The following is an 11,074-nucleotide window of genomic DNA, read 5'->3' as shown; positions in this document are numbered from 1 at the left end:
TTCCGGGTCCGCCCGCCGAAGAGGCGGGCGGGCCGGTCCACCGTAGCGCGCGCGGAGGGCGGGAGTTGACGCGATCAGCAGCTCGTCAGCTGCCGGTGCCCGTCCTGCCCCAGTCCGGACCGGCCTCCGCCCATGCCCGGTCGAGTTCTGTGTACCGCCGTTGCACCATGCGCCATACGACCAGACGCCGTCCGGCCTCGACCAGACCGACACAGATCAGCGTCACCCCGAACCCGGCCAGCGCCGCATGCGTGCGAGCCGTCGCCGCGTCCATGGGGCGCGGCGCCGGGCGACCCTGTGGATCGGTCCAGATCCGCACCCGGGCGCCGGGTTCCGTGACCCGGGAGGAGGTCACCACCTTGCCCCTGAGGGGTGTGCCGTCCGGGGCCTTCCAGCGCGCCAGCACCGACGTCTGTGTCGCACGCTCCGAAGGCACCTCGGGATCGATGACCAAGTGCCGCGCCCTCGGCGCCCGGCGCACCACGACCGCCGTCGTGGCATGGCGCTGCGTCTGCTGGAACCGTACCGACTGCTGCAGGACCTCGTCGGTGAGCGCCCCGCACAACCAGCCGAGCGCCGGCGCCGCCAGCACCATCAACAGCAGTGCGACCAGAGCTACCCATGCCTCACGCCGGTCGGTGGCGCGGCGCAGCGGATTGTGCCTCCAACGCCAGACTCCCGATACCGCTCGCACAGTTCTGCACCCCCTTCCGCATCCGTCATAACCTGATACGGCACAGTTCGCGCGCTGGAGCAGCGAAGAGAGAGCCACTTCACCCCGTCCAACGCGCGGGCGACCCCGGTGAGTTCCCCCTCGACCGGTCCGTGGCGTTCAGGTGGTGATGAGACGGCCGGCCGGTGCCGTGCGCGGCTGCTGACGTGGTGTGACGGCCCGGTCCGCGGCGTCGGAGGGCATCCGGCGGCGGACGCCGTCGAGTCCCCATGGCTCGACGGCGCGCTGACTGGATGCATGGGCACAGCACGCAGTGCGGAAGGACGCATGCGTGCATCCTGCCGGTCCCAGGACAGGCCCGTGTGCGGCGGGTCGCTCCGGGCGGGTGCGCCTTGCTCCGTCCCTCGGCTCAGTACCCCCGGCCCTGGTACGGGCGGTTGTACGGGTCCTCGTAAGGAGAAGGCGTGGGTGCGGGCCGCGGCGACGCGGGACGCATCGACTCGTACCCGGTGCCCGGGGCGGGGCGCTGCTGCTGGGGCTGAGGCGCCTGATAGCCGCCACGCATCCCGGTCGGCTGCTGCGGGATGTACGGCGTCGGGGCGTGCTGGAGGTGAGCCGGCTGCATCGGCGCGTAACCCTGCTGCTGCGGGTAGCCGTACGAAGGGTTGGGCTGGGAAGGTGCCGCGGGAAGAGCCGGCAGAGCCGCCGGGAGTGCCGGCAGGTAGCTGTTGTAGCTGTTGCCGCTGTCATAGGCGGCAGGCACTCGGATCGGGGCGATCTGAGGGCTGCCCCGCTCCGCGACCAGGGAGTCGTAGATCGGGGTGTCGGGGAACGACGGTGCGGCGTAGTAGCCGCTGCCGTAGGTGGAGCGGGGGGAGGTCATGGAACATAAGTTAAGCCCACGATGTGCTGGTTGGGGAGCCCGATAAGAGGGTTGGTTTACGAGATGTGAGTGAACCAGGATCCCCAATGCGAGCGAACTTGGGAAAAAAGGGCGTCCGAGCGCGTTGGAATCGTGTAAAGGGCGAGTTCACGGGGGGTTACCGGCAGATCGCCGGACAGGGTCGGTCATGGCTGTGGGCTCCGCGACGGAGGGCGGATTAGGTTGGCCCAGGAAAGACTTCGGCAGCCGTAGTCGCGATGGGGGCGAGCATGACCATGCTGAAAGGAACCAATGTTCCGGTGGCGGCTCAGGCCGTGCGGGTCGAATTGGGGTGGCGTACCACGCCGGGCGCACCGGACGTGGATGGATCGGCGCTCCTTCTCGTGTCGGGAAAGGTCCGCAGCGACGCGGACTTCGTCTTTTACAACCAGCCGGTGCACGCCTCGGGTGCGGTGCGTCACGAGGGCAAGCGGAGCGTGGCCGACGGCGTCACGGACAGCCTCGCGGTGGACCTGGAACGGGTGGAGCCCGCCGTCGATCGCGTCGTCCTGGCCGCCTCGACGGACGGTGGCACATTCGGGCAGGTGACGGGGCTCCACGTACGGATCATGGACGCGTCGGACGGCACCGAGATCGCGCGCTTCGACAGTGCCGACGCGACGGTGGAGACCGCATTCATCCTCGGTGAGCTGTACCGGCGCCAGGGGGCCTGGAAATTCCGGGCCGTGGGCCAGGGATACAGCACCGGTCTCGAAGGTCTCGCAACGGACTTCGGTATTTCCGTCGACGAACCCCAGCAGCCGCAACTGCCGACGCGAGTCGACCTGCCGCCCCCGCCGCAGGTGCCCCCCGGGCAGCACCCCCAGTCCCCGCCTGCCGCCGCGATGGCACAACCCGCACCTCCGACACCCCCTGCCGCCCCGCCGGTCGCTCAGCCCGTCCGGCTGACCAAGGTGACGCTCACCAAGGAAGCGCCCTCGGTCTCCCTCGCCAAGCAGGGCGGCACTTCGGGAGCCATGCGCGTCAATCTCAACTGGCAAGTACGCAAACAGTTCACGGGCTGGGGCAGCAAACTCGGCAGAGCCATCGCCAACCACGCGGACCTCGATCTTGATCTCTGCGCCCTCTACGAACTGACCGACGGCAGGAAGGGAGTTGTCCAGGCGCTCGGAAACGCCTTCGGCGCTCTCGGACAGCCCCCCTATATCCATCTCGACGGAGACGACCGCACCGGCGCCGTCTCCACCGGCGAGAACCTGACCATCAACCTCGATCACAAGGACCGGCTCCGCCGTGTCCTGATCTTCGTCACCATCTATGAAGGCGCCCGGAGTTTCGCCGATCTGCACGCGACCGTCACCCTGCAGCCGCAGCACGGCGCCGCGATCGACTTCTCGCTCGACGAATGCACCGTCCCCTCCACGGTCTGCGCGCTCGCACTCATCACCAACAACGGGGGAGACCTCACCGTGCGGCGCGAAGCCCGTTATCTCGTACCCGAGCGCGGGGTGAGCCCGCAGCGCACCATCGACTACGCCTACGGGTGGGGGATGAACTGGACACCCGGCCGTAAATGACCCCCGGCCCGTCCGGTCCCGCCACCGTCGGCGGACCGGTACCGCCATCCGCTCAACGGTCCGGCGCGGCCTCGGGACGGGCGTAGGTACGCCCCTTCCAGGCCGCGCCACGGCCCCGGTAGTGCTGCAACGCCGAATCGGCCGTCATCAGCAGATAGAGCACGGCGGTGAACGGCAGCAGCGGGGCCAGCCAGAGCGACTGCCGGTAGAAACCCAGCATCGGCATGTACGTCCCGGCCATCACCGCCCACGCCACGCCACCCGCCCACGCGGCCGGCGGATCCCCGCCCAGCAGCCCCGCCGCGAGCGTGACCGGCGGCGCGAGATAGACGAGCGCGAGGCCCAGCACCGTACCGACGAGCAGCAGCGGGTTGTGCCGCAACTGGGCGTACGCGCTCCGCGAGACCATCCGCCAGAGATCCGCCAGCCGGGGATACGGCCGCACACTGTCCACCCGCTCCGCGAGCCCCAGCCAGATCCGGCCGCCGCTGCGCTGCACCGCACGCGCCAGCGAAACATCGTCGATCACCGCCTGCCGGATCGACTCGGGCACCCGCGCACGCTCCGCGGCACCGGTCCGCAGCAACACGCACCCGCCCGCCGCGGCGGCGGTCCGCGCCGTCGCCCGGTTCACCCACCGGAACGGATAGAGCTGCGCGAAGAAGTACACGAAGGCCGGCACGACGAGGCGCTCCCCGGCACTCGCCACCCTCAGCCGTGCCATCTGCGAGACCAGATCGAACCCGCCCGAGCGGGCAGCGGCGACCAGCTCCCGCAGACTGTCCGGCTCATGCGCGATGTCCGCATCCGTCAGGAGCAGGTACTCCGGCGCCGGCTCCCGGGCCCGCGCCAGGGAGATCCCGTGCCGCACGGCCCAGAGCTTGCCCGTCCACCCCGGCTCGGGCTCCCCGGGCGACACCACCGTGACCGGAAGCCCGCCGTAGCGCACGGACAGTGCACGGGCAAGATCCCCGGTGCCGTCCTTGCTGCAGTCGTCGACCAGGATGACCTCCGCGGCCCCCGGATAGTCCTGGGCCAGCAGCGACGGCAGACTCACCGGCAGCATGTCCGCCTCGTCACGAGCGGGCACCACGATCGCGACCGACGGCCAGCTGTCCGGCGCCGTACGCCGCGGCAGCCGCTGGTCGGTCCGCCAGAAGAACCCTTGTCCCAGCAGCAGCCACACCCATGCGGCCAGCGAACCCACGGCGATCCAGGCAACGGCGCTCATTCGCCGCAGTCTGCCCCACTGTGACGAGACCGCAAGGGCGGTCGACTATGGTGACCGGGTGAAGATCGCGCTCATGGACTCCGGAATCGGCCTGCTCGCGGCGGCCGCCGCGGTACGCCGGCTGCGGCCCGACGCCGATCTGGTGCTCTCCTCCGACCCCGACGGCATGCCGTGGGGTCCTCGTACGCCGCAGGACGTGACCGCACGCGCGCTCGCCGTGGCCCGCGCGGCCGCCGCCCACCGGCCCGACGCACTGATCGTCGCCTGCAACACAGCCTCCGTACACGCCCTGCCGACGCTCCGCGCCGAGCTGGAACCCACGCTGCCGGTCGTCGGCACCGTCCCCGCGATCAAGCCGGCCGCGGCCGGCGGCGGCCCGGTCGCGATCTGGGCCACCCCCGCCACCACGGGCAGCCCGTACCAGCGCGGACTCATCGGTGACTTCGCCCGCTCGGTCGCCGTCACCGAAGTTCCGTGCCCCGGTCTCGCCGACGCCGTGCAGAACGCGGACGAAGCCGCGATCGACCGGGCCGTCGCCGCGGCGGCCGCTCTCACTCCACCGGACGTAAGGGCCGTCGTTCTGGGCTGCACCCACTACGAACTGGTCGCCGAGCGGATCCGGGCCGCCGTACAGCAGCCCGGTCTGCCGCCCGTCACGCTGCACGGCTCCGCCGGGGCCGTCGCCGCCCAGGCGCTGCGCCGGATCGGCGCCGCACCCGCTCCTTCGGCCGAACCGGCCACCTCGCTCACCGTGCTCCTCAGCGGCCGCGCCGCCGAGCTGCCGGACGCCGCCCTGGCCTACGCCGAGGGCCTGCTGCTGGGGGCAGTCAGCCCTGCCCGCTGAGCCTGCGGCGGCCAGGTGAGGGCCGTCGGACCCGTCGCGGCTGCCCGGATTCTGAGTACGCTGCTGGCATGAGGGACCACCCCCGAAAACCGACGCATGCCGGAGCCGAGACACCTCCTGCCGTCTGGACCGGCCGGGCCACCAACAAGGCCCAGTGGGTGCTCGCCGCCGCCGGTGCGGCCTGCACGGCCCTGGGTATTCAGCTCGCCGTGAGCTCCAACTGGACCTCCGGCGTCATCCCGCTGCTGATGTCGGTGATCGGCTGCGTGGCGGCCGGACTCCTCATGCTGTTCGGCACGCTCGCCTTTGTGAACGTGGCCGTCCGGGTCGACGGGCACGCCCTCGAAGTGCGTTGCGGCCACATGGGCCTGCCGCGCCGTCGGATCCTGCTCACCCACGTGGTGGGCGCGGATTTCGTACCCCGGGTCACCCCCCGCCAATGGGGCGGCTGGGGCTACCGCTGGCGCCCCGAGCAGGGCACGGCCGTGGTGGTCCGCAAGGGAGAGGGCCTGGTGCTCAGGCTCGGCGACGGCAGGACCTTCACGGTCACGGTGGACAACGCGGAGGCGGGCGTACGGTTCATCCGCGAGCAGCTCCAGCTGCCGGCGGCCGGCGCAGCGGCCGGTGCCTGAGCGGGTGGGAACCCGAGTGGTTCAGCCGTCCCGGTCGGTCAGCGCGGGGTGGGATCCGCCCGCGGGCCGTGCTCGGCCGTGGTCCGCGTCCCGTGCGCGGAACGCCCCGCATCCTCGTCACGCTCCGTACGGGTCCCGTCGGCCGCTCCCGCCGTGTCCGAAGCGGCGCTGCCGTCCCCGATGGGCAGCCGGGCCGATGCCAGCCCCGCGAGCAGTCCTGCGCCCGCCGTCACGGGTGTGAAGCTCAGTGCGTTTCCGACACTCGCCAGGGCCGCCAGCGCGGTGAGCGCGGCGCCCGCCGTCAGGACGACTGCCGTGGAGCGGGGGGAGCGCCAGAGCACGTACAGCAGCCAGCCGAAGGCCGCACCCAACAGCGTCACCCCCACCACGCCCTGCTCGGCGGCCTGCTGCAGCGGCGCCGAGTGCGGCTTCCCGTCGGACCGCAGGGTCTGCCGGGCGGTCGGGCTCATCTCGGCGAACCGGTCGGGTCCGACGCCCAGCGCCGGATGCTCCTTGGCGAGTGTCACCGCGTCCTGCCACAGATGCACGCGGTTCCCGGTGAGCTGGCCCTCCAGGGAGGTCATCAGGCCGTCGGGCAGCGCTTCCTCCGCCACCGCCCATGACGCACCGACGACCAGTGTCGTGACCAGTGCGAACCCGGCGAGCCCGAGCAGCCTGCGGCGCATTCTCGCCGCGGCCAGCGAACAGAGCAGTACCCCGAACGCCGCGACGAAACCGGCCACCGACCGCATGGTCAGAGCGGCGCAGGCGGTTCCGAACGCGAGCAGCCGCAGTGTGAGGCGCAACGGAGCCCGCCGGGCCGCCGCGGCCGCGCAGCAGGCGGCGCCCGCAGCCAGGACCAGCAGCGCGGCCGCCGCCCCGGTGTGACCGGGCGCGATGTCGACGGCGGCGGTGGCACCCGGCATGCCACTGCTGCGGGAGAGGAGGGCCATGACGAGGGCGGCGACGGCGGCGGCCGTGGCGGTGACCACCGGCAGCAGCGTGCCGCAGATCCGACCGCAGGCGAAGCCGGCGGCGACGGCCAGCAGTGCCAGCAGCACGCCCTCCGGCCTGGTCTCCCGCCCGGCCGCGCTGACCAAGGACCAGATCGCGCAGGCGGCGAGAATCACCGCTCCGGCTCCGTCGGACGCGTTGCCACGTTCCCGAGCCGCGTACCCGCCTGCCGGTGCAGTCATCCGTCCGACCCCCGAACTGTGACCGTCCCGTCCGCGACGGCCGGATGCGGCCGGTCGGCGGGGGACTGGCGCACACGGTAACGGCAGTGGTGCGACTTTGTGGAGGAAAAGCGCAGGAACGATCCAGCAGGGAGGATTCCGGCAACGGCACGGGACTGCCCCGCACACAGCCGACCACCGTAGACTCCGCCTGGTGAGCGCCACCATCACCCCAGTCGACGACCCGCAGTCCACCTCTCCGGCCGAGGGCAGACGGCTTCTGCCGGGGCTCGTACGGCCTGCCGCGGCCGTGCTCTCGGGGGTGATGCTGTATTTGAGCTTCCCGCCCCGGCCCCTGTGGTGGCTGGTTCTGCCCGGCTTCGCACTGCTCGGCTGGACCCTGCACGGCCGTCGGCTGCGCGCCGGTTTCGGTCTCGGCCTGCTGGCCGGCCTCGGCTTCATGCTGCCGCTGCTGCACTGGACGGGTGAGGAGGTCGGCCCGGTCCCATGGCTGGCGCTCGCCGTCGCCGAAGCGCTGTTCGTCGCGGTGGGATGCATCGGGATCGCCGCCGTGTCCCGGCTCGCCTGGTGGCCGGTCTGGGCCGCCGCCGTCTGGACGCTGGACGAGGCGGTCCGGGCCAGGGTGCCCTTCGGCGGATTCCCCTGGGGCAAGATCGCGTTCGGGCAGGCGGACAGTGTGTTCCTGCCGCTCGCGGCCGTCGGTGGCACACCGCTGCTCTCGTTCGCGGTGGTGCTGTGCGGCTTCGGCCTCTTCGAAGCAGTGCGTTCTTTCCGTACGTACCGAAGCACCGGTCAGGTCCCCCGGGCCGCGGTCGCCGCCGCGGCCGTGACCGTCCTCGTACCCCTTGCCGGGGCGCTGGCCGCGCTGCCGCTCGTCGACGACTCGGCGGAGGACGGCACCGCGACCGTCGCAGCGATCCAGGGCAATGTGCCCCGCCTCGGACTCGACTTCAACTCCCAGCGCCGCGCCGTCCTCGACAACCACGCACGCCGTACCGAACAGCTCGCCCGCGAGGTGAAGGCGGGCAAGGTGCCGCAGCCCGACTTCGTCCTGTGGCCGGAGAACTCCTCCGACCTCGACCCCTACCGCAACGCGGACGCGCGGATCGTCATCGACGAGGCCGTGAGGGCGATCAACGCCCCCACCGTGGTCGGCGCGGTCGTCGAGCCCAACACCGGCAAACTGCGCAACACCCTCATCCAGTGGGACCCGAACGGCGGCCCCGTCGCCACGTACGACAAGCGCCACATCCAGCCCTTCGGCGAGTACATGCCGATGCGGTCCGTCGCACGCCTCTTCAGCTCGGACGTCGACCGGGTGCAGCGCGACTTCGGACCTGGCAAGAAGGTCGGCGTCTTCGATCTGGCGGGCACCCAGGTGGGGCTCGTCACCTGCTACGAAGCCGCCTTCGACGATGCCGTACGGGACACCGTCGAACACGGCAGTCAGCTGATCGCCGTCCCCAGCAACAACGCCACCTTCGGCCGAAGCGAGATGACCTACCAGCAGCTGGCCATGAGCCGAGTGCGGGCCGTCGAGCACAGCCGGTCCGTCGTCGTCCCTGTGACCAGCGGGGTCAGCGCGGTCATCCGCCCGGACGGGACGATCGTCCAGCAGACGAAGATGTTCACCCCGGACGCGCTGGTGGACAAGGTGCCGCTGCGCTCGTCCCTCACCCCCGCGACGCGGCTGGGCACGCTCCCCGAAGCGCTGCTCGCGCTGATCGCCGTGGGGGGACTGGGTTGGGTGGCTGTCCGGTCGGTACGGGTCCGCCGGGGGCGGTGAGCCGCACCGGGCGGGCCACGTATGGTCGTCCCCATGGCCACTCCTGACTTCATCCGCGAACTCCGTGTCACCGCCGGTACACAGCTGCTCCTGCTGCCGGGCGTCACTGCCGTGGTCTTCGACGACGAGGGCCGGGTGCTGCTCGGGAGACGCGCCGACACCGGCAAATGGGCGGTCATCGGCGGCATCTGCGAGCCGGGGGAGCAGCCGGCCGTATCTGCGGTCCGCGAGGTGTACGAGGAGACCGCCGTGCACTGCGTGGCGGAGCGGGTGGTGCTCACGCAGATGCTCGATCCCGTGCAGTACGCGAACGGCGACCGGTGTCAGTTCCTGGACGTCACCTTCCGCTGCCGGGCGACCGGGGGCGAGGCGCGCGTCAATGACGACGAATCGCTGGAGGTGGGCTGGTTCCCGGTCGACGCCCTGCCGCCGTTGAACGAGTTCGGGCTCCTGCGGATCAAGCAGTCGCTCACGGACGAACCCACCTGGTTCGAGCCCGCGGGGCAGCTGTGACGCAGTAGCGGCAGCCGCTCATGCAGACGCCGGACGGGCTCGACCACTCAGCCCGTCCGGCGATTCCATGGCCCACAGCCAGATGCTCAGATGCTCATGCGGTACGGGCGTCGGCGGCCACAGCCGCGGCCGCGTCCGGCTCCGGTGCCGCCTCGATGTTCTCGAGGTCGCGGTGCCGGGTCTCCTTCGCGCAGACGACCGCCAGCACGGTGATGAGCGCCGCGGCGATCACATAGAGCGAGATCAGCGTCGAGCTGTGGTAGTTCTCGAGCAGCGCGGTGGCGATGAGCGGTGCCGGGGCGCCGGCTGCGACCGACGAGAACTGAGCACCGATCGACGCACCCGAGTACCGCATCCGGGTCGCGAACATCTCCGAGAAGAAGGCCGCCTGAGGCGCGTACATCGCCCCGTGGAAGATGAGTCCGACCGTGACGGCGAGCAGCAGGCTCCCGAAGCTGCGGCTGTCGATCAGCGCGAAGAACGGGAACATCCACAGCCCCACACCGACCGCCCCGATCAGATAGATGGGCTTGCGGCCGAACCGGTCCGACAGCGCGCCCCACCCCGGGATGACCGCGAAGTGGATGGCGGAGGCGATGAGCACGGCGTTCAGCGCCGTCTGCTTGCTCAGCTCAGCGGCAGTCGTCGCGTACACGAGGATGAACGCCGTGATCACGTAGTAGCTGATGTTCTCCGCCATCCGGGCCCCCATGGCGATGAGCACATCCCGCCAGTGGTGCCGCAGCACGGCGACGAGCGGCATCTTCTCGGCCGCCTCGGCGGCCCCCTTGCGCGCCTCGGCCTGCGCCAGCGCAGCCTTGAACACCGGTGATTCATCGACAGAGAGACGAATCCACAAGCCGACGATCACGAGCACACCGGAGAGCAGGAACGGGATGCGCCAGCCCCAGGCCCCGAAGGCGGAATCCGACAGCAGCGCGGTGAGCGCGGAGAGCACCCCGGTCGCGAGCAGCTGCCCGGCCGGCGCCCCGGTCTGCGGCCAGGAGGCCCAGAATCCACGCCGCTTCGCATCCCCGTGCTCCGATACGAGGAGCACAGCCCCACCCCACTCACCACCGAGGGCGAAACCCTGCACCAGTCGCAGGACCGTGAGCAGTACCGGAGCGGCGGCACCGACGGTGGCGTGCGTCGGCAGCAGCCCGATGGCGAAGGTCGCCCCACCCATCAGCAGCAGACTCAGCACCAGCAGCTTCTTGCGGCCGAGCCGGTCGCCGTAGTGTCCGAACACCAGGGCGCCGAGCGGCCGGGCTGCGAAGCCGACCGCGTAGGTGAGGAAGGAGAGGAGCGTTCCGACGAGCGGGTCGGACTCGGGGAAGAACAACTTGGGGAAGACGAGAGCGGCTGCTGACCCGTAGAGAAAGAAGTCGTACCACTCGATGGTGGTCCCGATGAGGCTTGCGGCGACGATGCGCTTGAGCGAGCGGGTGGTCGGTGGAGCGGATGCCGAGGCGGCCATGGGTACCACTTCCGGACGGTTGCGGGGACGATTCCGTGTCGCCACACCGTAGGAAGGGGCAGGTCAGAGGCGTATGTGGCGGGACACCATAGTTCGGGTGGGTGGTGTGCGGGCGGGCGCTACGGGGAGATGTTCGGGACAGCCGCGCCTTGAGGACGACGACCTGTTCACCGGCCCGGAAGTGCTGGTGTGTGATTTCCCGGGCGGGGTGGGCGGGTCGGGTGTCCGTGCGAGCACCGGGGTGTTCGGAGGCAGGCACGGC

10 protein-coding genes are annotated in these 11,074 nt (G+C 71.0%); 5 read left to right on the top strand and 5 right to left on the bottom strand.

Annotated features, from left to right (window positions below):
• Positions 1–85: 85 nt before the first annotated feature.
• Positions 86–694 (bottom strand): hypothetical protein, encoded by a 609-nt coding sequence (locus tag ACIA8E_RS25305; protein WP_399301602.1) that lies wholly within the window; start codon positions 692–694, stop codon positions 86–88.
• Positions 695–1,082: 388 nt separating this feature from the next.
• Entirely contained in the window at positions 1,083–1,556 is a 474-nt protein-coding gene (locus tag ACIA8E_RS25300; protein ID WP_399301601.1) for a DUF6643 family protein, read from the bottom strand.
• 257 nt (positions 1,557–1,813) lie between these two features.
• On the opposite strand from ACIA8E_RS25300, the gene ACIA8E_RS25295 reads away from it, so the two are divergent.
• Positions 1,814–3,133, top strand: a complete 1,320-nt coding sequence (locus ACIA8E_RS25295) for a TerD family protein (RefSeq protein WP_399301600.1) — start codon at positions 1,814–1,816, stop codon at positions 3,131–3,133.
• 52 nt (positions 3,134–3,185) lie between these two features.
• On the opposite strand, the gene ACIA8E_RS25290 is transcribed toward ACIA8E_RS25295, so the two are convergent.
• Positions 3,186–4,364: a glycosyltransferase gene (locus ACIA8E_RS25290; protein ID WP_399301599.1), complete on the bottom strand. Its 1,179-nt coding sequence runs from the start codon at positions 4,362–4,364 to the stop codon at positions 3,186–3,188.
• A gap of 58 nt (positions 4,365–4,422) precedes the next feature.
• Between ACIA8E_RS25290 and ACIA8E_RS25285 the strand changes: the two genes are divergently transcribed.
• Positions 4,423–5,208 carry a glutamate racemase gene (locus ACIA8E_RS25285; RefSeq protein WP_399301598.1) on the top strand — a complete coding sequence of 262 codons (786 nt, stop codon included), beginning with the start codon at positions 4,423–4,425 and terminating at the stop codon, positions 5,206–5,208.
• Between the two features lie 68 nt (positions 5,209–5,276).
• Entirely contained in the window at positions 5,277–5,840 is a 564-nt protein-coding gene (locus tag ACIA8E_RS25280; protein WP_399301597.1) for a hypothetical protein, read from the top strand.
• Between the two features lie 38 nt (positions 5,841–5,878).
• Here the strand turns inward: ACIA8E_RS25280 and ACIA8E_RS25275 are convergent, their stop codons facing one another.
• Positions 5,879–7,036 carry an O-antigen ligase family protein gene (locus ACIA8E_RS25275; protein WP_399301596.1) on the bottom strand — a complete coding sequence of 386 codons (1,158 nt, stop codon included), beginning with the start codon at positions 7,034–7,036 and terminating at the stop codon, positions 5,879–5,881.
• 193 nt (positions 7,037–7,229) lie between these two features.
• On the opposite strand from ACIA8E_RS25275, the gene lnt reads away from it, so the two are divergent.
• Both lnt and ACIA8E_RS25265 read left to right on the top strand, forming a co-directional pair.
• On the top strand, positions 7,230–8,822 hold the full coding sequence (gene lnt, locus ACIA8E_RS25270) for an apolipoprotein N-acyltransferase (RefSeq protein WP_399301595.1): 1,593 nt from the start codon (positions 7,230–7,232) through the stop codon (positions 8,820–8,822).
• 33 nt (positions 8,823–8,855) lie between these two features.
• Positions 8,856–9,335, top strand: a complete 480-nt coding sequence (locus ACIA8E_RS25265; RefSeq protein WP_399301594.1) for an NUDIX hydrolase — start codon at positions 8,856–8,858, stop codon at positions 9,333–9,335.
• Positions 9,336–9,429: 94 nt separating this feature from the next.
• Here ACIA8E_RS25265 and ACIA8E_RS25260 read toward each other — a convergent pair whose 3' ends face one another.
• Complete coding sequence (locus ACIA8E_RS25260; protein WP_399301593.1) at positions 9,430–10,812, bottom strand: MFS transporter; 1,383 nt, start codon at positions 10,810–10,812, stop codon at positions 9,430–9,432.
• Between the last annotated feature and the right edge of the window lie 262 nt (positions 10,813–11,074).

This window comes from Streptomyces sp. NPDC051664 (assembly GCF_044453545.1).
In the GTDB taxonomy this organism is placed as follows: Bacteria; Actinomycetota; Actinomycetes; order Streptomycetales; family Streptomycetaceae; genus Streptomyces.
The sequence above is the reverse complement of the archived record's forward strand: the minus strand, read 5'-3'. Positions and strand labels throughout refer to the sequence as shown.

What these genes read in the sequence shown, in the direction of transcription:
- ACIA8E_RS25300 (WP_399301601.1), bottom strand. Translation starts at nt 1,556, where the DNA reads ATGACCTCCCCCCGCTCCACCTACGGCAGCGGCTACTACGCCGCACCG.
- ACIA8E_RS25265 (WP_399301594.1), top strand. Translation starts at nt 8,856, where the DNA reads ATGGCCACTCCTGACTTCATCCGCGAACTCCGTGTCACCGCCGGTACA.
- ACIA8E_RS25260 (WP_399301593.1), bottom strand. Translation starts at nt 10,812, where the DNA reads ATGGCCGCCTCGGCATCCGCTCCACCGACCACCCGCTCGCTCAAGCGC.
- ACIA8E_RS25280 (WP_399301597.1), top strand. Translation starts at nt 5,277, where the DNA reads ATGAGGGACCACCCCCGAAAACCGACGCATGCCGGAGCCGAGACACCT.
- ACIA8E_RS25275 (WP_399301596.1), bottom strand. Translation starts at nt 7,036, where the DNA reads ATGACTGCACCGGCAGGCGGGTACGCGGCTCGGGAACGTGGCAACGCG.
- ACIA8E_RS25295 (WP_399301600.1), top strand. Translation starts at nt 1,814, where the DNA reads ATGGGGGCGAGCATGACCATGCTGAAAGGAACCAATGTTCCGGTGGCG.
- ACIA8E_RS25290 (WP_399301599.1), bottom strand. Translation starts at nt 4,364, where the DNA reads ATGAGCGCCGTTGCCTGGATCGCCGTGGGTTCGCTGGCCGCATGGGTG.